This is a genomic window from Cohnella mopanensis, from assembly GCF_022352055.1.
In the GTDB taxonomy this organism is placed as follows: domain Bacteria; phylum Bacillota; class Bacilli; order Paenibacillales; family Paenibacillaceae; genus Cohnella; species Cohnella mopanensis.
The window spans coordinates 324598-349651 of sequence record NZ_JAKRWM010000001.1 but is presented as its reverse complement, the minus strand read 5'-3'; the positions used below and the strand labels follow the sequence as shown (position 1 = coordinate 349651).

Sequence of the window (25054 nt, the reverse complement as noted above, 5' to 3'; positions counted from 1 at the left end):
CCATTGAAATTTACGGATGGGTATTGGATGACACGAAAAGGTTATCAGCTATTGAGCCCTTACGAAATTCATGACGTAAGAACCCAAGCAGATTCCATTACCGTTTACGCAACGCATCGTCACCTTGCAGGTAGAGAAAATACGCTTAACGAGCCGTTAATGACGATGGAATTCTCCTCGCCAATGCCAGACGTAATCCGCGTAAAGTTCTATCATCACAAAGGTACGGTACGTAAAGGCCCTTCCTCCTTCGATCTTCTTCCAAAAGGCAATGTCTCGGTCGTGATCGACAATAACGATGAATTCGTCAGCCTAGCTAGCGGAGATACTAAAGTCACGATTACGAAAAAAAACCCGGTTAAAATAAGCTACACCTATAAAGAAAAATCGTTAACGAGCAGCGGAACTCGTTCCACCGCTTACGTTAAAGCCGAAAACGGAAATCATCATTTCCGCGAGCAATTGTCCCTAAGCGTCGGTGAAACGGTCTACGGTCTGGGAGAAAGATTCACTCCGTTCGTGAAAAACGGACAAGTCGTCGACATCTGGAACGAAGACGGGGGTACCGCTTCCGAGCAAGCCTATAAAAACATTCCGTTCTATGTCACGAACCGCGGTTACGGAGTATTCGTTAATCACCCCGAACTCGTATCATTCGAGGTCGGTTCGGAGATCGTATCCAAAACCCAATTCAGCGTGCAAGGCGAAAGCTTAGAGTATTACCTGCTCGGCGGAGAAAATCTCAAAAACGTCCTGCAAAACTACACCTCGTTAACAGGAAAACCCGCGTTGCCGCCAGCTTGGTCTTACGGCTTGTGGTTAACGACTTCCTTTACGACCAACTACGATGAAGCTACGGTAACTAGCTTCGTTGAAGGCATGGCCGAGCGCGATTTGCCTCTAGCGGTATTCCATTTCGATTGCTTCTGGATGAAGGAATACGAGTGGTGCAACTTCGAATGGGATGAGCGCGTATTCCCTGATCCCGTTGGCATGCTTGAGCGACTGAAAGCCAAAGGCCTGAAAATTTGCGTATGGATTAACCCTTATATCGCTCAACGTTCCGCACTGTTCGACGAAGGCATGGAAAAAGGATATTTGCTAAAACGCGCCGACGGCAGCGTATGGCAATGGGATCTGTGGCAGTACGGCATGGGCATCGTCGACTTCACCAATCCGGCGGCATGCCAATGGTTCAAGGACAAGCTCGGGGCCCTGCTCGATATGGGCGTGGACAGCTTCAAAACCGACTTCGGCGAACGGATTCCGACGGACGTCGTCTATCACGACGGTTCGGACCCGCAGCAGATGCACAATTACTACACGCAACTCTACAACAAAGTCGTGTTCGAGCTTCTCGAAGAGAAACGCGGCAAAGGCGAAGCGGCGCTGTTCGCCAGATCCGCAACGGCCGGCGGCCAACAATTCCCCGTCCACTGGGGCGGCGATTGCGAGGCGACTTATGAATCGATGGCGGAGAGCCTTCGCGGCGGATTGTCCCTCGGATTGTCCGGATTCGGTTACTGGAGCCACGATATCGGCGGTTTCGAGCAAAGCTCGCCTCCTGACGTTTACAAGCGTTGGGTACAGTTCGGCTTGTTATCCAGCCATAGCCGCTTGCATGGAAGCACATCCTATCGGGTGCCTTGGCTCTATGACGAGGAAGCGGTCGATGTTCTTCGCTACTTCACGAAGCTCAAGATGCGCTTAATGCCTTACTTGTTCGGCAAATCGGTTGAGTCCTCGCGCATCGGCATTCCGCTGATGAGAGCGATGGTGCTTGAATTCGGTAACGATCCGACTTGCGATTACGTAGATCGCCAGTACATGCTCGGAGATTCCTTGCTCGTCGCGCCGATCTTCAATCCAGAAGGCGAATCGACTTATTATCTCCCGCATGGAACTTGGACTCATTTCTTGACCGGCGAACAAGTTCAAGGCGGAGTGTGGCGGAAAGACCGCTACGACTACTTCAGCTTACCTCTGTACGCTCGCGAGAATAGCCTAATCCCGGTAGGGAACGAAGAAAACCGCCCGGATTATGAATACGCGGACGGCGTCACCTTCCAATTGTTCGCTTTGCAGGACGGAGCAACGGCTTCGGCGATCGTACCTACGATCAAAGGCGATCCCGAGCTGTCGGTAGCGGCGACTCGCGAGAACAATAAAATTACGGTTGAAGCAACCGGAAGCTCCAAAAACTGGAGCATACTGTTACGCGGAATCAACGGCGTCTCCGGCGTCACGAACGGTAAAGCCAGCTCGCACGAGCAAGGAACGCTCATCGTTCCAGCTAGCGGCGCGGCATCGGTGATCATCTCGCTGTAATCCCCATAAGCAACTTAAAGAGCTTGCGGTCCCCCAGGAGGGTTCCGCAAGCTCTTTTCCTTTCCTCTCCTTAGTGTTTAAGGCTCGATGCCCCATTGAAGGCTTCCCGAGACGTAGGTTGGTGCTTTCGTCCAATCTACGTAATTCGTATCGGTAGCATCGAAGGAGTAATCGCCGGTTTGCGTATAATTCGTCCAGTCATTTTTCGCAAATCGGGTTTGAATATCGATGCTCTGTCCTGCGGCAAGACTTCCCGCTCCGCTCGTAAAGCCGATCTCCAAATAATAATCCGCTCCCGTTTTGGCGGTCGTCAGCTTGACGAAAGTGCCTGTAACGTTGTTGCCGCCAACCTGCGACCAGTCACAGAAAAAGCTTTGCGCTTTTTCTCCGTCAATCGTGTAGTAGTACCTAATCTTCACATTGGATAAGGCGACTGCGGAAGTGCCTGTATTCACAAGCTTGAATCTCGGATTGATCGTATTCAGCGAAGCGGTCAAAGAACCATTGTACATTTGCGTTTTAACGGCTCCCGGTGTGACCGTTGTTGTATCTACGACGCTGACCGTCAACGTCGGATCGATTCCCGCGCTGAAGTCGAACAGCAAGCTTGTCGTGCCTACTGCTTGCGCGGCCAAATACGCTTTCTTAATGGTGACCGTGCTTCCCGAGACCGTATAGTCCGTCCCGGACACGAGTGTCGCCGCTCCGTTCTTGATCGCGCTAAGCGTGTTTCCGTTCAGCGTTAACGTAACGGTCACATCCGCTTGGTTTGCCGTTTTCTTATCGAACGTTGCGCTTGTCGGCGTAATGGCGGAATTGGCGACGCTAGTCGTATCTACGACGCTGATCGCCAACGCCGGATCGATTCCCGCGCTGAAGTCGAACAGCAAGCTTGTCGTTCCGATTGCCTGCGCTGCCAAATACGCTTTCTTAATGGTGACCGTGCTTCCCGAGACCGTATAATCCGTTCCCGACACGAGCGTCGCCGCTCCGTTCTTGATCGCGCTAAGCGTGTTTCCGTTCAGCGTTAACGTAACGGTCACATCCGCTTGGTTTGCCGTTTTCTTATCGAACGTTGCGCTTGTCGGCGTAATGGCGGAATTGGCGACGCTAGTCGTATCTACGACGCTGATCGCCAACGCCGGATCGATTCCCGCGCTGAAGTCGAACAGCAAGCTTGTCGTTCCGATTGCCTGCGCTGCCAAATACGCTTTCTTAATGGTGACCGTGCTTCCCGAGACCGTATAATCCGTTCCCGACACGAGCGTCGCCGCTCCGTTCTTGATCGCGCTAAGCGTGTTTCCGTTTAGCGGTAACGTAACGGTCACAACCGCTTGGTTTGCCGTTTTCTTGTCGAACGTTGCGCTTGTCGGCGTAATGGAGGAATTGGAGACGCTACTCGTATCTACGACGCTGATCGCCAACGCCGGATCGCTTCCCGCGCTGAAGTCGAACATCAAGCTTGTCGTTCAGATAGCCTGCGCTGCCAAATACGCTTTCTTAATGGTGACCGTGCTTCCCGAGACCGTATAATCCGTTCCCGACACGAGCGTCGCCGCTCCGTTCTTGATCGCGCTAAGCGTGTTTCCGTTTAGCGTTAACGTAACGGTCACATCCGCTTGGTTTGCCGTTTTCTTGTCGAACGTTGCGCTTGTCGGCGTGATGGAAGAATTACTTGAGACGCTCACAGGATCGCCGTACAAGATCCCTCTTCCGTTAGATCCTAAGTAGACGCGTCCGTAGATGCGAGGATCTCCCGTAATCGCCATGTTAATCCGCGCATATTGATGTTGGTCATCGTTAATTCTTACCCAGGTCGCTCCCGCGTTATCCGAACGGAAAACACCGCGTACGCCGTCGATTTTAGCGACGGTATACAATGCCACATAGGTTTGGCCGGGAGCCGCCATACCGTAACCGATTAAATCGGCTTCCTGCACGTTGGTCAGCTTCGTGAAGCTGGCGCCGGAATCGGTGGAATGCCAGATCCCGTACTTCCCTTCAGAGCTATTGCCCCCGGCGAACCAAATATCGCCCTCGATTCCCGGTACGGCTTTAAAGCTGATCGAAGCTTCGTTCGGCAGCAACGACGAAACGACATTCGTAGGCAGCCCGGTTGCAGCGGTTTGGGCGAACGATGCGCCGCCGTCCGTGCTCAAGTAGAACTTGCCTTCGAATACGGCATAGAACTTGTTCGAGTTCACGCGGTCCGACGCGACGACCGCTTTGGCCGGAACGCCCGCGCTGGCCGTCCATGTATTGCCGTTCGATTTGGAGTAATACACACCTACATCCGATGTGCTCCATACGTATGAGCTGCCGTTAGCCGCGACAGCTACCGTTCCCCCGCCTTTCGTAGCAGGCGGCTCGGCATTTGCTTTATACCAATTGGATCCGCCGTCGTTGGAAATGCCTACCGACTTCGCCGATGCATCCGCCTCATAATCAGCCATACCCACCCTTACCATTTGACTTGGATTCGATTGAGCGAAATCAATTCCATAAGTCGTCGCATAAGTCGGACTGGTAAAAGTCGTTGTCGGCGGCTGCGTGATGTCATTGTGCCGGAACCCGGTTACATCGCCTACCGCGCTGAGCAGATGCGCGCCGGATGGCGGACTGATCAAGCCTAACACAGCCATCTCTTCGATCCCTTTGGCCATAACCGAAATATTGACCTTACTGCTTGTCCCCCAGGCGGTAAGATTGTTCGTTCCGTAGATCGTTGCGCCCGTCCCGTACATCATCCTGTTGGAGTTAAACGGATCGATCTCTAAGTCGCCGATCATCCAGCCTAGCTTCAGAGCCGGGACCGGAGGGATATCGACGCCGCCCGAATTGAGCCATGGCGCCGCGGTAATATCTTGGGTGTATTTCAAGTTCCGGGTCGGATAACCGTTCCATTCCCATATGCCCGACCAGGTTACCCCTCCGTCGGTGCTGCGGTAGATGTTCGCGTCCGGCCACCAAGAGTTCAAGGTCGCAACCATGAGCGTATCCGGATGCTGGGCATCCACCGCTAACCCTCCATAGCCGAAGTAATTGTCCGAGCTGGTGCTAGGGAAAGGGCTGATTTTCGTCCAAACTCCCGTAGCCGTATCCAGCTTCCATACATCCCCTTTGGAACCGTCATAAGGACCGACTCCATTGCTATAGGAAATATATAGCTTTCCAGTGGAGGCAAGCACGCCATGATGCGGCAGCATTCCCGTCGGTTGGCCGGGAACGGCCGACCAGGTTGCTCCGCCGTCCTTGCTGCGGTAAACGCTATTGCCTAAATCCGCTACTCCAACATAGATCGTCTGCGTCGCGTTTCCCGCCGTACCCGTCGATTTATCGAACGTGATCCAAGCCAAGCCCACGATTCCGTTCGCGTAATCGTTCGTCGGATCTTGAATATAGGTTCCGGTATTCGTAAAGCTAGTTACCTTATTCCAAGTAACCCCGGAATCTATACTTTTCCATAAACCGTTGCCGTTACGTGCTCCGAAGTAAAGAATGCTGTTCTTGTTCGGATCAATGACAAGGCGTTCTCCCATGGAACGGCCCGGCATATTTCCTCCGACTTTAAACGGCAGCGGAGTCGTCTGCCATGTTGCTCCTTGATTGCTAGAGCGCATAATCTGACCATTCGTGTCCCAACTGTTCGTATACGTTCCGGTAGCCATGTACACTTTGTTAGGGTCTACGGGGTCGGTTGCCAGCGCATCGACGCCGTTCTTGTTCCAATCCACCCAACCTACCGAATCCGAAATGGATACCCAACTGCTCGTCGCTTGATTCCAGCGGTAAGCCCCTCCGATATCGGTACGTGCATAGATGAGATTGGGTTGGGTCTCATTATAAATAATACCTGGTACGAATCCACCCCCGGCACCGGTGGCAACGTTGGCCCAGTTATAGGCCTCGCTGCCCGCCGCCGCGGCTTTCGAGGGCATTCCAATGAGGGAGCTGCCTACTAACGAAAAGGATAGAATGCATGCATAAGCGGTGCGTATCAACCTTCTTGACATAAATAAGCCTCCTATTCAGGTTTCAAAGAATTTTGTATCCGCTTACATAAAACAAGGGAAAAAGCTCAGCAGCGAGTCGATTCATGTTGTCGCTACGGACGCATTTTCACCAGCTCATCAAACTCACCCCCTTTCATAGGTTAGATGCATTATTTGCCGTTAACGATCTGCGACACTTCAGTTGTAATTTGATCCCCTCCCGAACTTTTCCAATGTTGGACAAAATCATCGAAAGCGCTAACCGGCAAATCCCCCACGATAATTTTGAGGAACGTTTCGTTCTCCAGCTTCTGAAGCTCCGTCCACTTCGTCTCCATCGTCTTGGTCGTCCCATAGAAAATCCCTCTTACTTGAACCATATCCGTCGTGTAAAGCACCCCTCCGCCATACTCGGAAGCTTTAGCCGCTTTCCAGCCATCCATGTTTTTCTTAGGGTTTTCTTTCTCCGCAACCGATTGCTCATACACTTGTTTCGTATCCGGATCAAGAGAAACAGGATCGATCTCTCCGCGCATCGCCTTCTGGACATTCACATATCTCTGGGTAATGGCATCCGCATAGTCTAGCAACAAATCGAATGGATAATAGCTTCGTAGTTGTATTCCGGTTTGAGCGGAAAATTCATCTAGTTTCGTGACTTCCGTCGTATTCGGATCCTGTCTACGTTCAAGCCGGGTAAAAATATTCAGCATTTTCACGACGGCTTCGGGGTGTTCATAGCCTTTGCGTACGACGAGAAAACGATCTGTTGTCGGAGACATGTGGGTTATGAATTTACTATCCTTATCTAACGGTGCGGCGTACGCCCGCCATTCGGACTTCATATCGTTGGATACGGCACCCGCTAGCGGCCAATACGGAGCCCACCATGGACCGAAGAACATTCCTGCCTTATTCGTGCTGATCGGTTCTTCGGCTTCCTTGTAAAGAACGAATTCGTTATCGATGATTCCACGCTTGTACCAATCGGAAAGCATCGCTAATACTTCCTTGTTTTCGGCAGTGATCGAGCCATATACGACTTGTCCGTCATTATCCTTTATCCAGTTTTTCGGAAACGCGTGAAACGCGCTGAATAACGCATCGAAATCGTTAAGTCCCGCTTTGTCTTGACCATGCACGACCTTCTTGTCTCCGGGAAGTCCGATCGTATCTCTCTTGCCGTTACGATCGGGATCCCGCTCGATGAAAGCCAGGGCAATCCGTTCAAGGTCTGCGAAAGTTTTCGGAGGCTGCAAATTCAATTTGTCCAGCCAATCCTGGCGGATCCATAACAACGAAGGGGCATCCGCTTCGATCGCCACATTCGGCAAACCATATAACTTTCCGCCAGATGAGGCATCTTGCAGGGCAATTCCTTTTGTCGAGTCGTACATTGCCTTAACTAAGCTTGAACCGTATTTGTTATAGACGTCTGTGAGATCCTCGATCATGTCATTCTCGATGAGCTTCCTTAATTGATTGCGGTCGACAACCATGGCGTCCGGGAGATCGCTGCTATTGATAGCCAAATCTACCTTTTGCTTAAAAGGATCGTCTCTTTTCGCCTCCCATGAATGTACGACTTTAATATTGGTAATGTTCTCGAAGTAACGAGATACCGGATTGTTATCATTCGTTTCACCCGTCGCGCTCTTCTCGTCCGGGATTTTGAAGCCGATCCTAACGGTAACGGGTTCATTGTATTTTCCATATGCCGGATCTTCTTCAATCGAGGGGATGGTGGCGAACTTCAGCTCCTCCTTGGCCTCTCTTACTTTATTGCCTTTGTCTCGTTGGCTATTGCTAGAACACGCGCTAAACAACAGTAAAATCGAGAGTAAGACCAATGCTAATCTCGCATTCATGAATGGACCCTCATTTCGGAAAGCGACTCATTCACGCTTTCATTTTATACGCTAGATTCGGTTTTCATAGAGAGAAAACGAACTCCGATTGCCGGACAATCGTCTTCCCTTTGCAAACCGATTTCAATCCCGTTCAAACCGATTTCCCACCCTCGATCCGATATTCCGTCGGCAGCTTCCCGACTCGCTCGCGAAACAGCTTGCTGAAATACTTATCGTCCTCGAAACCAGCCATGGAAGCAATCTCATAGATCGGTAGCTTCGATTCCACGAGCAATGATTTAGCTTTGTCGATTCGAATATTCCGAAGCACGACTCCGAACGCTTCTCCGGCCAGCTTCGCGAAGCATTGGCTGAAATAGCTTCGGCTCATGTTCACATAACTTGCCACGTCCGCTTGGTTAATCTTATCTCCCGTGCTTTCCTTCATATACCGAATGGCTCGGATTAAGCACAACATCACTTCTTTGGACAAAGACAATTCAACCATGCGGAGTTGGACGAAATCCGAGAATCTCTTCAGCCAGGTTCGCCAATCGGACCAATTGCGATTTCTCGCCATACCTGACAACAGAACGTCAGCATCGGCAGCCTTCACGATCATACCGCTCCAATCTCGGCATAACGACTCGGCGAAAGCAATCAATTTCTCCGGTGCTGGCATCAGCTCGCTAATCTTGCCCAAGAAGTAATCCCATCCAGTCGCATAGAGCGTCCATTTCATCTCGTATGCTACAAGCAACCAATCTTCGGCCGGCTTAGATGTGTTCAACTCCCTGTACGTAAGCTCGTCATAACTCAGACGCGACGGTTCCCCCTTCACCGCATTGTAGAACAGCCATTTCGGCAGCTTATCGTTCAGTGTTGATCTGACTTCATCAATCGACTGATTAACAAGCCCGGATACAATCGCAATCTGCCATTTCGAAAGATGTTCACCGCCTAATTCCCGGTTCAGTTCATCTTGAGTAGGAGGATGAACGAGTTGCGCCATCCACATTCGATCAAGCTGGTCCAGAGGATTGCGACGGACAACGCCAAGTTGGAATAAGGGGCCGTTATCCATTCCCTGTGTTTGCGGAACAAACACGATCGCAGACGGAGCGGCTAATCGCTTTGGATTCACGTCGGCCATGAAAGTCGCGCGATTACCGGCTTCCCACTCAAAACGTTCAACGATACGTAATATCACGTCGTCCGCGTTGTCCATTTCCAATAAAGTTTTAACGATGTAATCGATTGCTCCGAGACGAAGAGCCTCTTGCACGAAATCGAACTCATGGTGGCAAGTCAAGACTACCGACTTCACCCTTGGGAATCGTTGCCTGACCTGCTTGATCAGATCAAATCCTGACATGACAGGCATCGTAATATCCGTGAACATCAAATCCGCTTCTACCCGCTCCAGCAATTCCAGAGCCGACTTGCCATCGGCTGCTTCCCCGACCATTACGATTCCGAAGCGAGCCCAATCGATCAGGGAAATGAAGCCTTTGCGGACCAGTTTCTCATCGTCTACGACAACCGCCCTAATCATCGAACTCCTCCTTTCCTTTCCTAGGGATGACGATAGATACTTTCGTCCCCGAACCCAGTTCGCTTTGGATAGTAAACTGGACGTTATCTCCATAATATCTTCTTAACATCCGATTCACGTAGGACAGCCCTATACCTAACCCTCTTCGCTTAGAGCCTTCATCGTCGTTGAGCAACTTCTCGACGGCCTCCGGTTCGATTCCTGCTCCGTTATCTTCTACGCTGAGCGAAACGTTATCTCCATCGACGGTACGAATCTGGATTGTCACCCTTCCATTCCTCTCGCTTACGCCGTGATAGATGGCATTTTCCACGATCGGCTGCAGAAGGAATCTCGGAACGGCGACGGATAATGCACTGTTATCGACATCGACCGTAAATTCGAACTCGTAGTCATATCGGATTCTCTGAAGCTCCATATAATGATGAAGCGCTTCTATCTCATCGCCTATTGTTACGATAAGGCTTTGTTTACCTAAGTTGTAATGGAGCACTTTTACGAGCAACGTAACTAATCTATCTATTTCCTTCTGGCCGTTCAGACGCGCCAGCCATTGGACGGTATTCAACGTATTGTGAAGAAAATGAGGATTGATCTGGCTAAGCAGTTTCTCGATCTCGAATTGGCTTTTCTGCTTCTCGTTATGCGCAACGGCGTCGATCAAATCATTGACTTGGGTTTTCATCATCTGAAAGTTGTTCAGAACGAGGTCGAACTCCTCTACGTTCGTGAACGATACCGGGGTCATGCGATTTTCCGCCATGCGGACGATTTCCACATTAACCTTGCGAAGAGGCCGATACACCTGCCTCCATATGAGATACGCTAATAATCCGGCAAACAGTAAAGTGGATAAAGCTAGAACGATCATTTTCGTAATCCAGGAATAAATCTCGCTATTGAAGGTCGATTTCTTCACCGCTGCGATTAATTGCCACCCTTGCGGACTGTCGTACCGAAACAAATGGTACCCTTTGTATTCCCTATGATCGCTTGCGGAGTGATCCCAAGTTAACTTCTCGATCCCTTCCGGAAGGTCTTTATCTTCCATGTAGGTGATGTTCCCCTGCTCGTTCACCAGAAGATGATTGACTTTCATGCCGTAAGATTGTTGGCTAAGAATATTGCGGAACAGATTGTAGTTCGTCTCTAAATAAATATAAACCTCTTGTTTGCCGGAGACGCGCACGACTCTTAGACCCGAGAAGACGATATTCGTGCTGTCCTTGTACATCGTCTTGTGCGGGCCGAAATACTTCGCTCCGTTATACGTAATAAAAGAAGGAAGCTTATTGCTATCGAAGTCGGATTCCATGCTGAGATTCGTGAATAAGATTTGGTCCTCGGTTCCAGGAAGCAAATAAGCCGTTAGACCGAGGTAAGGGTTCGTGAAATTGACGAGATTCATCTTCTCGTTAATGGAGGCCATAATTTGCGATTTCTTGTAGATTTGCTTTTCCTGCAGGAACGAAGAAACCTCCTGCACGATCTGACCGTCGAGAGCAAATTGCTTGGACGCGAAGTCGAGGTTGTTGATCGTATTTTCCAGGCTTGCCGATTCTTGTTGCAAGCTAGCGCTGATCCCGCTTTGAATTTTACCGGTGAGGATGGAATAAATGGAAGAGTAAGTAACGATGCCTACCAATAGAAGAGGCAGCAAGCATCCGATCATTAAATAGATTACTAGCTTTTGCCTTAAGGAACGGGCGGCAAAGCGATTCCGCGATACGAGTTGTCGTAGCATCCCGCGCATCTTCTTCCTCTCGATAGCTCCATAATGCTCGTAATTATATCATATTCCCTAGCTTATGGATGCTTAGACAACAATCTGGCAGAAGGGCATTCCCCCCTCTGCCAGATCCGTTTGTCATCTCACGTTAGCGTATTATTTTACGCTCTTACGCGCTTCGTACAATTCTTCGGCTTTCTTAATGGAGAACGCGATGACTTCGTCATAGCCTAAGCCCTTAACTTTGTCGAGCATCTCCTGCTTAATTTTGTTGTATTGATCTTCGTTTTTCGCGTATACCATCTTCCAAGAATATTGTTGAATGACGGTACCGATCAATTTGTTTTTCTGTTCAAGCGTTTTGTCCATAACGAGCGGCTCTTTGCCCGTAAAGCCTTGAGGAGCGACCGCGATTTTGTTGTTCTTTACGAAATATTCTTTAGCCGTCAGTACGCCGTACTTCTCGCGCCAGCTGCTTTCCAGCTTGCTCGGGTTCAGTTTGAGCGATGTTTCCCACAGGTTGTGGTCGTATGGCTCATTTGTTTCAGGATTTACTTCGGCAGGTACAACGAAAGAGAAGTTCATTTGGTTTTGCCCGTAATAGAAGTCGCCGCCACCGAATTCTTCAGGTATTTTCGTATTTTGTTGATCAGCGAAAGCTTTAATTCCGAAATCTGTAATCATTGGTTTGCCATCCGCGCCGATATCCCAAGTCAAGCCTTTAGGACCGTTCGGAACAGCCGTACCGCTACCTGCCGATAACATCGCGCCTTCCGGCGTGTACATCCAGTTAATGAATTCCATAACCCGTTTAGGATCTTTCGCTTTCGCGCCGATGGAAATAATTCCGTTACCGCCATAGACGTTAAATCCGGTAGAATACATGACTTCTTCATTGAACGGAACCGTTTGGAATCCTTTTCCTGCAGCTTTGTTTTCCTCGGTATTGTAGTTGGCAGCGCCTAACCACGGGAACCAAGAGAACAACAAGCGTCCGTCTTTATATTTCGCTACAACGTCATCGAACTTCTGGGTCAAAGAATCGGGATCGAGCAGACCCATTTGATTAGCGTCGAAATAGAGCTTAAGGGATTTCATGTACCAGCTCTCGTCGGAGAGGAAATCGTAATATTTCTCTTCATCCGCTTTCGTGTACAGCGCTGTATCTACGATCTCGTCATAGCCATACATGTTCGCGAATTGCTTCGCTAGCGTCATCTTGTAGTTGCCATCCCAGTCGGACCATAACGAGAACGCATATGTTTTCTTACCGTTCGCGTTCTTAGGTTCGAGTTCCTGCATTTTCTTAAGCACAGGAAGATAATCCGATGGCGTGTTGATTTCCGGCGCGCCTACTTGCTGGTACAAATCCCAGCGCAAGTCAGGTCCCCATGTCATGTCTTTCCCTTCGGAAGGACCGCTCGGGTTGCTGGCTACGTTGTTACCGATCCCATAGACGGCATTCCCGCTGCCGAAAGCGATTTTCGCTTTCTCGATCGCCTTAGGATATTTGCCTACGATATCTTTGCCATACGTATCGAGAAGCCCGTCTTTCGTTAGATCAAGCAGTAAACCGCCTTTGATCGCGTTCGGGTAATTGTTTTTGTCGTCGCCCCAGATGACGATATCTCCCATATCCCCGGAAGCCATCATCGCCGCGATTTTCGTATCGCCGCCTGTAAGGTTAGAAGCTACGATGTCCAATTCGATGTTGAATTTGTCCTTGATCGCTTTCGCGAACCATCCGATTTGCGGCCCGGCGTAATTTGCCGTCGTTGAGAATACGGTCAGCTTCAGCGTCTTGGAGTGATCGAGGCCGGTGTCCGACGGACTAGCCGACTCAGACGCTGATGGCTCCGTGGACGATGAACTCGATGCGGGAGCCGAGCTGGAGGGCGAGGAGTTCGATTTGTCGTTACTTTTGCTGCATGCGGCCATGACAACAACGATCATGATCGAAAGCATGACAATAAGCGCTTTTTTTAATCTCATTTCGGAAGTGCCTCCCTTTATTTAAGTGCTGTATTAGTTCAACCCCCGGTAAGGGTGTAAACCCGTTGTTGCGATCATCGGCCTATCTCCTTATCCTTTAACAGCGCCTATCAGTATGCCTTTAACGAAGAAACGCTGGAAGAACGGATAGATGATGAGAATCGGGAACACGACGATCATCGTGACGGTCATTCGGACGGAGCCCGGCGTTTGCATATGCTGCATGCTGGCAGCCATATCCTGCGAGTTGCGGATGAGGGCGGCCAAGGACGCCGATTCATTCAAGTAGCGCCAGAGTAAAAATTGCAACGTGTAATACTTCGTATCCGTCATTAGGAACGCGGTATCGATGAAGGAGTTCCATTGGGTTACCGCGGAGAATATCGTAATCGTAGCCAAGATCGGCGTAATTAACGGAACGATAATGCTGCCAAAAATTTTCAAGTATCCCGCGCCATCAATCGCGGCGGATTCTTCCAACGATGGAGGAAGCGCTTCTATGAACGTTTTGACTAGAATGATATTAAAAGGCGTAATAATCGTAGGAAGAATGTAGGCCAAATAATTGTTCGTCAAGCCCAGATTGTTCATCGTGATATACCACGGGATAAGCCCCGCGCTGAAATACATCGTTACGATGAGCATCCGATACCAAACCTTGCGCAGCCACATTTCTTTCTTCGTAAACAAGTAACCAAGGAAAGCGGATGCCCCTACCGTAAGCAACGTTCCGACTACCGTTCTATAAATAGAGACGTATGCAGCTTGGGCCAATCCGTTGATCTTCAGCACATTCGCATAGTTGTCGAAATGAATTTCCCTGGGGTAGAAGGTAATATACCCAGCAGCGCTTAGATCGTTGGAGCTGATCGTGTTGATAAACAAATAGTAAAAAGGATAAATGCACGTCAGCGTAAACAATCCGAACAGCGTATAGTTAATCGCTTGAAACGCGATCCCGCTCGTGCTATGTTTTGATTTCTTTCGCATACGGTCCCTCGTCCCTCCGTTAAATGATAGATTCGCCCCGCACGACCTTGGACAACGTGTTGGCCATGAACAGCAGCATAACGCTGACTACCGACTTCAGCATGCTGACCGCCGTTGCGAACGGGAAGTTGTTAGCGAACGCGATATTGTACACGTACAAGTCCAACACCTCGATCGAATCTTTGTTCATCGCGTTCTGGAAGGCGAAATACTGATCGACGCCGTTGTTGATGAAATTACCGATAGACAGGACGAGAAGAACGAAGAACGTCGGGATAATGCCGGGCACCGTAATGTGCCATATTTTCCGGAACCGGTTAGCTCCGTCCACTTCTGCCGCCTCATATAACTCCTGGTCGATCCCGGTAATGGCAGCCAGATACAGAATCGCGCCCCAGCCTAGCGATTTCCACCAATACCAAGCAATCATCGTTAGCCATATGTTCGAATTCGTTGCTAGGAAGTTAATGCCCTCATCAATGAAGCCGAGTTTGATCAGAATCGTATTGACAACCCCGTTATCTACGGAGAATAGAGTGAAAGCTAACGCGTAAACTAGAATCCAGCTAATAAAGTTCGGAATCGTCGTTAACGTTTGGACGATTTTGCGAAACCATGAAGATTTGATTTCCGACAACAAGATCGCGAATGCTACGGGAAATACGGAGGTGATAATGCCGAGCGTGCTCATGGCGACCGTATTTTTCAACACCCGCAATACCTCTTCCATCTGCGTCTGATTTTGCGCGATCGACTTGAACCACTTCAACCCGACGTAAGGCGTATCGGACAACGGAATACCTGGCGTGAAATCATAGAAGGCGTAAATCCACCCGCTAATCGGCAAATAATAGAAAATAAAAGTCGTTACGAGAAAAGGGAGCGCCATCAGAAAAAGCTTGTACTTGTTGGGCAGCGTCCAGCGTTTGCTCGCTCCGAAGCTCTTAGGGTTCTCGATGGGTGTGGTTGGTAAGGCCATGGCTGTCGTCTCCTGTCGATCGAATTGTTCACGCTTTCATTGTAAGAGATAATTGTTCGATACCGAGAGCGAAAAGAGCCCCCTCGCGGTGGACAATGGTTGGCAATCAACAAACGAAATTCATACCTCATCGAACCGTTTTCTCTCTATACTTTTGGCGAGCGAGGCATTTGGGGCTTTTGGTTAGTTGTTTGCTGCGGCTATGGTTAGCTGGCTGGTGTGGTTATGGTTACCTAACTGCTGCGACGACGGATTCCTGACTCCTGCGGACATGAGAGCCTTTATTTGCATGATTGACCACGTATTTAGGAGGGTTATGGACATGAGAGCCTTTATTTGCAATAAATCCGAGGAAGAAGCGACGTTTTTGCTCAAATAACGGCTCTCATGTCCGCGTAACTCCGAAAACTTACAAATTGTCGCGAATAACGGCTCTCATGTCCGTCAGCACAAATTTAGCCCGGACATAAAAAAACCACACCGCTATTGGAACCCAATAGTGGTGTGGTTTTCGCTAGAAAGTTAGTTAATCGATACGTTATGTCTCCCCGTTTCCTCAGCTTACCTTATGCTCGATCCGCAGCTTGTCCGCAACCATCGCGATGAATTCGCTATTGGTCGGCTTCGACTTCGCGATGTTGATCGTGTAGCCGAATAGATGGCTAATCGAATCGATGTTGCCGCGAGTCCAAGCGACTTCGATCGCGTGACGGATCGCGCGTTCGACGGATTTACTACGAAAGCATACGAAAATTCAGGCGCAAGCACTCGCTATAGCGATAAAGAAAACACGCGAAAGTTTGTCGGAATGCTTAGCGTAAATTTATCGCGAAGGGGAAAGCCAACAAATGCAGCGAAATAGTCCGAAGTTTACGTTCCTATCTAAACGGAGCGGTTCCGCTGATATTAACCTTGAAGCGCAGACACTCCGGTTTCTAGAAACGAAGCGGATCGAAAAACGATCGCCCCGAACAATCTCCGCATACCTTCAAGTTTTGGCGCAATTCCGTAAATGGCACGATGAGAAATCGCGTCCGCCGATAACAACCGAAGTTATGCGCGATTACATTCGATATCTTACGTTCGATAAGACGCAATGGGACGATCACCCGACGAGCCCTAATGGAGCGGCTGGCCTCTCTACGCGAACGGTAAATAACGTGATACGTAATATGAAAATATTTTTCAATGATCTCGTACGGGAACGGATAATTAGTCGATCTCCGATGGACGCGATCGGATACCAAACGGAGGACAAAGAAACGTTCGAATTATTTACGGATGATGACGTATTAAAACTATTGAGTGCGCCGAATAGACGTGTGTACACCGGTCAACGAGATTACTGTATGATGCTCGTCCTTTGTGACGGGGGACTCCGAATCAAAGAAATGACAAGCTTGCGGATTAGCGATATTGATTTTAAGCTGCGGCAAATTACGGTACGTGCAGAGGTTGCTAAAACGAGGACAACGCGGATTGTTCCGATTAGTCAACGAACTGTTAAGGAATTAGAAACGCTAATCAACTATATGAACGTTCAGGATAATGACTACCTTTGGCTCACGCAATTTGGAAACCGATATTTCGGCGATACGTTTGCAAAGATGCTGAAGCTTTACGCTAAACGAGTCGGTGTAACGGACGCGCGAGTTAGTCCGCACACCTTTCGCCATTACTTCGCGGTTAAGTTCTTACGCGGCGGAGGCGATCCGATTGCCTTGGCGCGCATACTTGGACACTCATCGTTAAATATGACGCAAGTGTATGTTAAATTCTCCGGAGCTGATTTGCGCGATCAACACGATAGGGCCTCCCCGGTTACGAGTTTATTAGATGAAGGTAACGAAAAGAAACGTGGTAAATTAAAGTTTAAGTAAACGAAAAAAAGGCGCGGTCTGACCCCGTAATAATAGCGTAACCCAACGCTACCATCCGGATGCCAAACCGCGCCTTTTCGTTGCTATTTTATGGCGTTACAACGTCGTACTCATCGACGTCAAACGTTAATATCTTATCGAAGATAACGTATTCTATACGGGATTTGAACGGTCCCTTGTTCCACGTTTTAACGAATTTGTTTTTAGCTGGGCCACTTCTGGCATCCTTCGCGTCATACCGCATTAATAAATCCGTACTTTAGAACAGGTTCCTTGATTCATATCACTATTTTCTCTCTATCTTAATACCATGATCTTCCGCCATATCATATAATTTAATTTCATAATCTTCTATGTATTTTTGAGCCTCTATGAGTTTTTCTGTTGCTTCTGTTAAGAGCTTGTTATCTTGATCATCGAGAGATAAAAATAACAGATTCATAAATTTGTATTGAAGGTCAACCGCGCGAATATGTAACTCATGCAACTCTCTTACTTCCTTTGTTTTAGGTCTGATTTTATTAATCTTCTCAGAATATTTTTTAAACCCCGGTACTACCTCCGCTTCATCCATCGCTCTGTGTTTGTCTTCAATATTTAAATGCTTATCACCGGTCGCATTAAGTTGGGCCTCACTCAGTCGTTTCCATTCCTTAAAGTAAGGGTTCATATCGTTTAAATAATTCAACAGGTCATCTCGAACAGGGTCATTCCTACAAGCTGTTAAAAAAGTGAGAACAATGAACAAAAAAAGCACTATTTTTTTCACTCTAGTTAAATCTCCTAAAGCACCCAATCTTAGAGTCGCTTGATATATTTGGCTTTATTATTACATAATGTTAACCTTTATACCAACATATTATAGTAAACGCAAAAAGATGCGGCCTGACTACGTAATCTTACCGTAATCAAACCGCGCCACTTTACGTTTCTTTAATTCCCGCCGCTTTCCGCACCTCATTCGCCAACCGGTGTATCTCCGGTCTATCCGCTTTACTCGCCGCTGCCCAAGCCGCAGATAAATGCGCGATCACCTTTTCCGCATCCTTAACGTTCATTTTCGGTTTCTCCTCTACGTCATATTTCCGCAACCCGTACGAATCTATCAACGCGATTATCTTCGCCCCGTATTTCGGATCAGTCGCGTAGCCGCATAAACGTAACGCCTCCGCCTGTGCTTCCGGTGTCTTAGCGGATCTAACGCGCGTGTATCGGTCGACCGTGAAAAAGCGGTCTTGGTCGCGGTAAAAGTGGTACACGGACTTATACGCGCGGAAGTTAGCGGACGTATTAACGGTCTGGCCTCCGATTACTTCCCATGTGCCTTTATTAACGCTCGAACCGTCCCACCATTCGTTAGGCTTGCCGGAGCCTACTTTGATTCCGCCGAGGTTAAACCACGAATGAATAACGCCGCCCGTTTCGAGTAGATTCTGCGCGAGCCTAACGGAGGGAAATAGCGGACTCCCCTCGCGGCGGGCCCTTACGACATCCGGCGCCAACTTAGTGATGAATTGCGCTTTACTTAACATTGTCATCTAAGGTATCACCCGCCCTATCGCGTAGCACCGTAACAAGCTGCTTAAGCCTGTCCGGTATAGGTAATCCGGCGCGTCCGTAGTTTTCGATGACAGAAAGTAACTCGTTCGCGATATAAAAGAAGGTTGCGCCTGCCGCTATTACCGAATCTAATCCGAGTAGTATGTCCGCCCTATGAGCGATAATGATAACGAGAAGCATAAGCCCTTTCTTCGCGGCACCTATCGACGCTACTGCGGAACTAAGACCGCGCCCCTCACGTATCGACGCGTTAACGCCGGAAACGATATCGACGACAAATAGTACGAGAAGAAACGTCATCGCTTCGCTCCAACCTCCGAATGCGAACGTTAAAAAAGCGCCCGAGAGCCCGGCGCCTGCGTTGATTATAGTTTGACCGTTCATTATGCCGCCACTCCCTCCGTTGTTGCCGCGATGTCCGGTCGCTTTGCGTAGATTTCCGCGAGAACTAAGTCGTGATCATCCTGCGCCATATTGTACGAAGAAACTATCGTATTAACTGCGCCCTCGCCGGAATTGTAGCGCGTGATACATGCGTTCGAGATAATTCGGATTTTATACATTGCCATCGCCATAGTAGCGCCTCCTTATATTTAAACCGTAAATAATTCCGCTAGTGCGAGCTCAACGTCCGCAATCCGCGCGTCTTGTTCCGCGATAACTTCCGACAATGGTTTACGGTAGACTGGCGGTTCCTCCGGCGCGTTCGGATCGTGGTATAAAAAAAGAAGCGAAGGAGTTTCGCCGCTCACGTCTACCCTATAACCACTACAGGCTTCGAAATCTTGTTCCTTCTCGCGGTATGCGAGCTGTAGGCATCCAACTGTTTCGGGAACGCGTTCTGCGAGAGATGCGTAAGCAGCAAAGTCTTGCTCAACTGTTGTTTCGATAACGTCGTCAGAGCAATCGCCTATATCTTGTATGATGTTCCCGGTTGCTAAATCATAATAAATCTTGCGCCCGATTTGCATAGTAGACTCCTCTCAATTATCCAATGGCGTACCAAAAGTAAGATGTGTTTGAATGCCCAACAGGCAACGTAAATCCAGAGGCATTAATCCATGCATTACCAGACAATCTAAAGACATTATAATAGCTTACCTGGCGATACAAACCAGTCTTAAAACCGCTAGCACTCACTGGAGCCTCAGCACTAATTAAACACGCTGGACTACTCTGTGTACTCGATAATTGATAATAAATAGCAATCGTTTTGGGCTCAAACGCCAAGCTGTTTACAGTAAACGGGTATGCGCTAAATGTGCCACCACTCTCGTCAACAGTAAAATTGGAAGAACTGCTACCTGTCGTAACGACTCCAGATGCAAACTTCTTGCCGCGCTTTAGAGCCCCTTGCAAACCATACATAATAATATCTTCAGGTATATTCTCCGCGATAAAATTACCGTCATAACTGAAAATCTCTTGCTGTTCATCGTAATACCCACGCTTTGGCTTATAAATAACATAATTTTTCTGTGCCCTGACGCCGATAGGTGCTGTAACTCCGAGGGGCATCGTTCCTGCCGTACCCGCAATCGTCGTCCCCGCTAATACCTTAGACGGATCAACCGGAACGCCTTTAACGGTTATCGCCGTATCGTATATCCCCGCTGGTTTGACGATATCGGATGCACCTGGAACAACGTTACCTCCCGCTTGCACAGGAACATTACCCATCACTTTGCCGCTTGGTCCATAAGCCGTTTTACCAGCCCGCAAATCCCCTGCAACCGCAGTTGCATCGCTCGTATCCGGGCCGACTGGAATCGCTCCGATATTCGTAGCCATCTTCGCAAAGGTATCGCCTGCCGCCGTTGGTACGCCTTTGCCAGTAATCGCGGCGGCCACCGCTATTTTACCGTTACTGGCTGATTGCTTTGCCGCTAATACCTCCGCATGCAACTCCGCGATCGCCCCGGCCGCGTTCTTTGCCGTAGTGGGTACCGCACTCATATCGCCAACCACCGTATCAATCGCGGTAGCCAACGCGTTAAAGTCGCGCGGTACGTTCGCCGTATCGGACGGGCTAATCGTCGGAAATCCGTTATTTGTCGTAGCCATTATACGCCCCTCCCGTTATATAAATCGTCATATGTTATCGCTGCAATCTCCGCGTATTTCTTCCCAATCGCTATTAAGTTCGCGTATAAGTAGTAGCGGAACACGAAATTAACCGTTAAATGTGCGGGTAGAATATCGCGAATCGCCGCCTTGATATCACCAAGGTTAGGCGGAATCCCGAGCGTGCTCACAAACGTAATCGTCACGTTGTAACTCGCGTTATCCTCCGTCACTGTTACGTCACCATTGTCGTAAGCTTCCGCGACCTGTTCGATGAGTGCCGGTGTAACCGTACCGACTCCGCGTAACTTGGACTTTATGACGGAGCGACGCTGCTCGATCGGTTTCGCCTCGTCCGTCGGAATACCGAAAATCTGCTCCCATCGCGCCAGTCCCCACGTAGCCGTCACGATGAAAAACTGCGCGAGTACATCGTTAATAGCGATATTTAGCGCGGCGATCTCTTCCGCCTCGCGGTCGATTACGTTATTAGCCGGCGTCACGTCCGTGTAATAAAGCGGTAAGTAATCGTGCATCGCGCGTTGTATATCCGCCTGTGTCCTCATTAAGTAACCGTCACCGTCCCGAGTACCGCCACGCTACCATCCGCGATCACGATGTTTGATGTGCCGCCATTTACCGTAAGCGTCGCGAAATCCACAACGGGTGGTATATCGAGGATTACGTTAGATACGCGCGTCCAACGTACTAGCGGATCAGTGAATGCAAGACCGGCTAAATACGCGGAAACGCCCGCCTCAATCTGCGCCTTTACTTCCGGAATTGTGGCGCCAGGTGCGAGCGTTACGTCTACGCTGACGTTAATCGGTACCTCTATCGCACCTATTACCGTTACCGTTGCGCCAATCGGACGCTGGCTCTCGATATAAGCGGCGGCTTCCGTTACGGCCGACGGTGCGGGCGCGGTTTTCTCATCATCAAGCAATACAACTTTAACGGTGCCGCCACCCGCCCAAACCGGATACACTTTCGCGTCGGATATGCCCGGAACCTCAAGCGCCCATTGGCGGTACTGATTCGCGTTTCCTGACGTAGCCGGCCGCCTCGCTCTCTCTAAATAGCGCGCCAATAGCGCTGCTTCCGATTCCTCGTCCGCGCCCCCATCGAAGTTAACGGCGTTCGTCACCGTTACGACTCCGACAAGGTCACCGAGTAAAACGTTAATCGCGCCCATCGATACGTTACCGGAAGCGCCCGCCTCTTGTGACTTCGCCACCACCGTAACCGAACCGCCGATTACCGTTGTTACTACATCTGTGACGAAATAAGTCGGAGCCGAACCGCCGGTTGACGCAACTGTACCCGCAGGTATAACCGTTCCGACAGGACCGCTAAACGTAAGCGCGCCGATCGATTTAACCGCAGGCTTACGGGTTAGTCCGTATTCGTCTGCGCGCATCTCGAGATATTGGCCGTAAGATGTAGGAGCGAATCCTGCGGCGAGAACATTGTCGAGAGCAACGTAAGCCTGCGCTAACTCGATCGATGCCGGCGAGAGTAGGTCTGTGGTTACGCTCCCTTGGCGCTTATCAATATCCGCCGGCGACGCGTCGAGCATCCGTTCTAATATCGCGCCCATCGTTTGGTTTTCGTACATTAAATCACCGCCCTATATCGAAATTTCAACCGGTATGTTTTCGCCATCGACGGTCACAAAAAAAGAGACGTACAATGCGTCCGCCTCTCTCCGTATATCGAAACCGCCTACGCTATCAATCCGGTCATCATAAATTAGTGCCTCGCGGATCACCCGCGGTATCTCCGATTCAAGTAACGCGACTGAGACGTCCTGACCGATGATATCTTCGAGCTCACACCCGTAGTCCCAGTCGTAGATCGGAAATCGGTAGCGTGCTGTACGTACCGCCTTATCTACGAGTTGGAGTATCGCATCGCGTCCGTCAATCGTCCCGCTGAGATCAAGCGCGTATGTTTTTAACGGAAGGACTGCGGTAATCTCGCCGTTATCGTCTTCCGGTTCAAGCGGACTAAACGCCAATTTATCCGCCCCCTATTCGATCAATTACTACGTAAAGTTGTCCGTCATTTATAGACGCTACGACAACGCGATCGCCTGCGCTCAATGACGCCTCGTATTCGATTTCAACCGGAGCGCCGCCGTTTATCGATGCCGTCCGTTTATGTTGCGTCAAGTGTTCGCAGATAACGAGGTCGTCCGCGTCGAGCTCGATCGGGCAGTTATCGACTTTAACGCGGATTGACGGCAGGGGCGCGGTAACGGTGGCGAACTCAAAACGCATACCTCCGAGCTTGCCAAGCGCATCTAATACGCCGCGCAACTTTGCCCGACCGCTTCCTTCCGGTATTTCGATAGCCATCCGCTAACCTCCGTTCGCCGCATTAATCTGCCTTACTAGTTGGTCGACTACACTCTCTTCTTTTATCTTCTTCTTTTTCTTCGCGGCCTTCACTTCATCGAACGCGTCCTCGTACCCAAGTTTCGGTAAGTCGTCCGTACGCGAAAGCGTAACTTCCATCCGGTGTACGCCGTCTTCAAACGTATGTGAATCCGCCGTTACGTAATAGCCGCCGACGATTTCCGTCATAGACTCGAACGCGTAAACTGAGACTCCCGCGATAACTTCCGATATGCCGAGCGCCTCAACGCTGACCTCTTCCGCTACTTTACCGAGCTCCTTAAGACGCTGTTTCGCGAGTTGGTCAATTTGCGATTTATTGAGCGACATATCCGCGCGTTCGACGTACTGCATCGTTCCGTACTTCGCCGCAAGTCCACTATCCCTCGCGAGAGCTGTTATCGGGTTCTTTTCTTCGTCCCCGCCGATAATCTTAACGGATGTGCGCGTGTCCTCGATCGACCGCGACCGGTTAGCGCTCAGAATATTAACGCCGTCTTCGAGCATCCAACGGACAACTGTGTCCTTTTTCTCCGTTAGATGAAGCGCGCCATTCGACGTCCATAGGCGGAACTTTCTTCCGTTCTGCTTACGAGTCTCCGTAAGGCACGCGCTTACCATCGCCCAGACGTCTGCTTCCCGGAAGATAACGCGGGGGATCACGTAACCGGTATCCGCTATCGTACCGATCGGAATATCGTACGACTTGCAAATATCGCGGATAATCGCCGCCGCTGTCATTGCGGTAAATTTGCGCGTATCTGCGTTTTTCGTGAGATATACGTTTTCGTCGTAAGCGGTGATCATCCCGTTACCCGACGAGTCGATATCATATGAAAAAATTGTTCCGCGGAATAATCCGACATAAGCACCGTTTTCCTCCGCGTAGAACCGGAGCTCCTTACCGAGTTCGAAGTAAACCGCCTGATCATCCGCATTAAACGTATTGGACAACGTGACCATAAGGGTACGATGTGGCAATCCGTCTTCGCCTGACCACGTTACAGACTTCGCCAATGCCTCGATGAAAATATCGTTATTATATAGTAGCTTTATTTTTACCGACACTCGGTATCACCAACTTCTGTCCCGGATAAATCAGGTTTGGATTAGCGCCGACCACCGCTTTATTCTTTTCGTAGATCGTCCGCCACTGGTCACCGCTACCGTAAACCCGCGCCGAAATCCGCCATAGAGAATCACCGCGCTTAACTACGTATGACGACGGAGTCTCTTTCGTTGATGGGCGGGATACTGACGAGATCCGAACCTCCGGCCCTTTATTCTTCGCGACGGTATTTGATTTACGGGATAAGCCGGCGAATACGTGCTCCTTTAATTCCAACGTAAAATAAACGTCGCCCGGCTGACCTCCGCGTTCACCAAACGTAAAATTACGGATAGTTACCGCGAGATTAATGCCGGCGCTACCCGTTACGACGAATCGGACAGGCTTACCGGATTTTTGCCACCGCTCAATCGTACGCGCCGCGCCCCAAGGGTCGGGTAAGCCGGAATATGCACAGTAGGAGCCGTTATAGTCGCGAGGAAAAAACGACGCGATGGAGAGCGTATTTAACTGATTGTTTCCGATTATCGCCCGTTCTCCGAGGTTCGAAACGGAAACATCTTCGAATCCGAACGGAGAGTTAATCGTGATCTCTGCGGGATTAACCGGAAGTTGCAACGTCTCCGCGCCGTTATTGTACTTAAGCCAAAACTCCATATAACGCCTC

The 25054-nt window shown here is 49.6% G+C and carries 21 protein-coding genes and 3 pseudogenes; 3 read left to right on the top strand and 21 right to left on the bottom strand.

Annotated elements, in window-relative coordinates:
• The first annotated feature begins 3 nt into the window (after positions 1-3).
• A complete protein-coding gene (yicI, locus tag L3D05_RS01570) occupies positions 4-2328 on the top strand; it encodes an alpha-xylosidase (protein WP_239613983.1) in 2325 nt (774 codons plus the stop codon).
• 77 nt (positions 2329-2405) lie between these two features.
• Here the strand turns inward: yicI and L3D05_RS26915 are convergent.
• From L3D05_RS26915 to L3D05_RS01525, 9 genes and pseudogenes are all read right to left on the bottom strand, one after another.
• A pseudogene (locus L3D05_RS26915) lies at positions 2406-3125 on the bottom strand (cellulose binding domain-containing protein); the annotation flags it as partial.
• Positions 3126-3161: 36 nt separating this feature from the next.
• Positions 3162-6341 (bottom strand): annotated as a pseudogene (locus L3D05_RS01560) (X2-like carbohydrate binding domain-containing protein); the annotation flags it as partial.
• 149 nt (positions 6342-6490) lie between these two features.
• Positions 6491-8188 (bottom strand): extracellular solute-binding protein, encoded by a 1698-nt coding sequence (locus L3D05_RS01555; RefSeq protein ID WP_239613980.1) that lies wholly within the window; start codon positions 8186-8188, stop codon positions 6491-6493.
• A 133-nt stretch (positions 8189-8321) separates the two neighbouring features.
• Positions 8322-9725, bottom strand: coding sequence for a response regulator transcription factor (locus L3D05_RS01550; RefSeq protein WP_239613978.1), 1404 nt, complete (start codon positions 9723-9725; stop codon positions 8322-8324).
• Complete coding sequence (locus tag L3D05_RS01545; protein WP_239613976.1) at positions 9718-11478, bottom strand: sensor histidine kinase; 1761 nt, start codon at positions 11476-11478, stop codon at positions 9718-9720. The genes L3D05_RS01550 and L3D05_RS01545 overlap by 8 nt, the downstream gene beginning before the upstream one ends.
• A 132-nt stretch (positions 11479-11610) precedes the next feature.
• Positions 11611-13446 carry a type 2 periplasmic-binding domain-containing protein gene (locus tag L3D05_RS01540; protein WP_239613974.1) on the bottom strand — a complete coding sequence of 612 codons (1836 nt, stop codon included), beginning with the start codon at positions 13444-13446 and terminating at the stop codon, positions 11611-11613.
• Between the two features lie 90 nt (positions 13447-13536).
• Entirely contained in the window at positions 13537-14436 is a 900-nt protein-coding gene (locus tag L3D05_RS01535; protein WP_239613973.1) for a carbohydrate ABC transporter permease, read from the bottom strand.
• A 19-nt stretch (positions 14437-14455) separates the two neighbouring features.
• Positions 14456-15415, bottom strand: coding sequence for an ABC transporter permease (locus L3D05_RS01530; protein WP_239613971.1), 960 nt, complete (start codon positions 15413-15415; stop codon positions 14456-14458).
• A 556-nt stretch (positions 15416-15971) separates the two neighbouring features.
• A pseudogene (locus tag L3D05_RS01525) lies at positions 15972-16142 on the bottom strand (sporulation initiation factor Spo0A C-terminal domain-containing protein); the annotation flags it as partial.
• Here L3D05_RS01525 and L3D05_RS01520 point away from each other — a divergent pair.
• Together L3D05_RS01520 and L3D05_RS01515 are read left to right on the top strand one after the other, a co-directional pair.
• Positions 16074-16277 carry a hypothetical protein gene (locus L3D05_RS01520; protein ID WP_239613969.1) on the top strand — a complete coding sequence of 68 codons (204 nt, stop codon included), beginning with the start codon at positions 16074-16076 and terminating at the stop codon, positions 16275-16277. The pseudogene L3D05_RS01525 and the gene L3D05_RS01520 overlap by 69 nt on opposite strands.
• Entirely contained in the window at positions 16264-17295 is a 1032-nt protein-coding gene (locus L3D05_RS01515) for a tyrosine-type recombinase/integrase (protein ID WP_239613968.1), read from the top strand. The genes L3D05_RS01520 and L3D05_RS01515 overlap by 14 nt, the downstream gene beginning before the upstream one ends.
• 286 nt (positions 17296-17581) lie before the next feature.
• Here the strand turns inward: L3D05_RS01515 and L3D05_RS01510 are convergent, their stop codons facing one another.
• The 12 genes from L3D05_RS01510 to L3D05_RS01455 form a co-directional block, all read right to left on the bottom strand.
• Positions 17582-18064 carry a hypothetical protein gene (locus tag L3D05_RS01510; RefSeq protein WP_239613966.1) on the bottom strand — a complete coding sequence of 161 codons (483 nt, stop codon included), beginning with the start codon at positions 18062-18064 and terminating at the stop codon, positions 17582-17584.
• A gap of 154 nt (positions 18065-18218) precedes the next feature.
• Positions 18219-18833, bottom strand: coding sequence for a glycoside hydrolase family 73 protein (locus L3D05_RS01505; protein ID WP_239613964.1), 615 nt, complete (start codon positions 18831-18833; stop codon positions 18219-18221).
• The gene (locus tag L3D05_RS01500; protein ID WP_239613962.1) at positions 18817-19239 is read right to left on the bottom strand and encodes a phage holin family protein; all 423 of its coding nucleotides are present in this window, start codon (positions 19237-19239) and stop codon (positions 18817-18819) included. Before L3D05_RS01500 ends, L3D05_RS01505 begins: the two co-directional genes overlap by 17 nt.
• Positions 19239-19430: a hypothetical protein gene (locus tag L3D05_RS01495; RefSeq protein WP_239613960.1), complete on the bottom strand. Its 192-nt coding sequence runs from the start codon at positions 19428-19430 to the stop codon at positions 19239-19241. Before L3D05_RS01495 ends, L3D05_RS01500 begins: the two co-directional genes overlap by 1 nt.
• Positions 19431-19448: 18 nt before the next feature.
• Complete coding sequence (locus L3D05_RS01490; protein WP_239613959.1) at positions 19449-19826, bottom strand: hypothetical protein; 378 nt, start codon at positions 19824-19826, stop codon at positions 19449-19451.
• Positions 19827-19842: 16 nt separating this feature from the next.
• Positions 19843-20919 carry a hypothetical protein gene (locus L3D05_RS01485; RefSeq protein WP_239613957.1) on the bottom strand — a complete coding sequence of 359 codons (1077 nt, stop codon included), beginning with the start codon at positions 20917-20919 and terminating at the stop codon, positions 19843-19845.
• Positions 20919-21485: a YmfQ family protein gene (locus tag L3D05_RS01480; RefSeq protein WP_239613956.1), complete on the bottom strand. Its 567-nt coding sequence runs from the start codon at positions 21483-21485 to the stop codon at positions 20919-20921. The genes L3D05_RS01485 and L3D05_RS01480 overlap by 1 nt, the downstream gene beginning before the upstream one ends.
• On the bottom strand, positions 21485-22537 hold the full coding sequence (locus tag L3D05_RS01475) for a baseplate J/gp47 family protein (RefSeq protein ID WP_239613954.1): 1053 nt from the start codon (positions 22535-22537) through the stop codon (positions 21485-21487). The genes L3D05_RS01480 and L3D05_RS01475 overlap by 1 nt, the downstream gene beginning before the upstream one ends.
• Positions 22538-22549: 12 nt before the next feature.
• Positions 22550-22939 carry a DUF2634 domain-containing protein gene (locus tag L3D05_RS01470; protein WP_239613953.1) on the bottom strand — a complete coding sequence of 130 codons (390 nt, stop codon included), beginning with the start codon at positions 22937-22939 and terminating at the stop codon, positions 22550-22552.
• Position 22940: 1 nt separating this feature from the next.
• On the bottom strand, positions 22941-23279 hold the full coding sequence (locus tag L3D05_RS01465) for a DUF2577 domain-containing protein (RefSeq protein ID WP_239613951.1): 339 nt from the start codon (positions 23277-23279) through the stop codon (positions 22941-22943).
• Between the two features lie 3 nt (positions 23280-23282).
• Positions 23283-24386 (bottom strand): XkdQ/YqbQ family protein, encoded by a 1104-nt coding sequence (locus tag L3D05_RS01460; RefSeq protein ID WP_239613949.1) that lies wholly within the window; start codon positions 24384-24386, stop codon positions 23283-23285.
• Positions 24358-25044, bottom strand: coding sequence for a LysM peptidoglycan-binding domain-containing protein (locus tag L3D05_RS01455; RefSeq protein WP_239613946.1), 687 nt, complete (start codon positions 25042-25044; stop codon positions 24358-24360). Before L3D05_RS01455 ends, L3D05_RS01460 begins: the two co-directional genes overlap by 29 nt.
• Positions 25045-25054: the final 10 nt, after the last annotated feature.

Coding starts and splice junctions, on each gene's coding strand:
- L3D05_RS01555 (WP_239613980.1), bottom strand. CDS start 8,188: ATGAATGCGAGATTAGCATTGGTCTTACTCTCGATTTTACTGTTGTTT.
- L3D05_RS01550 (WP_239613978.1), bottom strand. CDS start 9,725: ATGATTAGGGCGGTTGTCGTAGACGATGAGAAACTGGTCCGCAAAGGC.
- L3D05_RS01545 (WP_239613976.1), bottom strand. CDS start 11,478: ATGCGCGGGATGCTACGACAACTCGTATCGCGGAATCGCTTTGCCGCC.
- L3D05_RS01540 (WP_239613974.1), bottom strand. CDS start 13,446: ATGAGATTAAAAAAAGCGCTTATTGTCATGCTTTCGATCATGATCGTT.
- L3D05_RS01535 (WP_239613973.1), bottom strand. CDS start 14,436: ATGCGAAAGAAATCAAAACATAGCACGAGCGGGATCGCGTTTCAAGCG.
- L3D05_RS01530 (WP_239613971.1), bottom strand. CDS start 15,415: ATGGCCTTACCAACCACACCCATCGAGAACCCTAAGAGCTTCGGAGCG.
- L3D05_RS01520 (WP_239613969.1), top strand. CDS start 16,074: ATGGCTAATCGAATCGATGTTGCCGCGAGTCCAAGCGACTTCGATCGC.
- L3D05_RS01515 (WP_239613968.1), top strand. CDS start 16,264: ATGCAGCGAAATAGTCCGAAGTTTACGTTCCTATCTAAACGGAGCGGT.
- L3D05_RS01505 (WP_239613964.1), bottom strand. CDS start 18,833: ATGACAATGTTAAGTAAAGCGCAATTCATCACTAAGTTGGCGCCGGAT.
- L3D05_RS01500 (WP_239613962.1), bottom strand. CDS start 19,239: ATGAACGGTCAAACTATAATCAACGCAGGCGCCGGGCTCTCGGGCGCT.
- L3D05_RS01495 (WP_239613960.1), bottom strand. CDS start 19,430: ATGGCGATGGCAATGTATAAAATCCGAATTATCTCGAACGCATGTATC.
- L3D05_RS01490 (WP_239613959.1), bottom strand. CDS start 19,826: ATGCAAATCGGGCGCAAGATTTATTATGATTTAGCAACCGGGAACATC.
- L3D05_RS01485 (WP_239613957.1), bottom strand. CDS start 20,919: ATGGCTACGACAAATAACGGATTTCCGACGATTAGCCCGTCCGATACG.
- L3D05_RS01480 (WP_239613956.1), bottom strand. CDS start 21,485: ATGAGGACACAGGCGGATATACAACGCGCGATGCACGATTACTTACCG.
- L3D05_RS01475 (WP_239613954.1), bottom strand. CDS start 22,537: ATGTACGAAAACCAAACGATGGGCGCGATATTAGAACGGATGCTCGAC.
- L3D05_RS01465 (WP_239613951.1), bottom strand. CDS start 23,279: ATGGCTATCGAAATACCGGAAGGAAGCGGTCGGGCAAAGTTGCGCGGC.
- L3D05_RS01455 (WP_239613946.1), bottom strand. CDS start 25,044: ATGGAGTTTTGGCTTAAGTACAATAACGGCGCGGAGACGTTGCAACTT.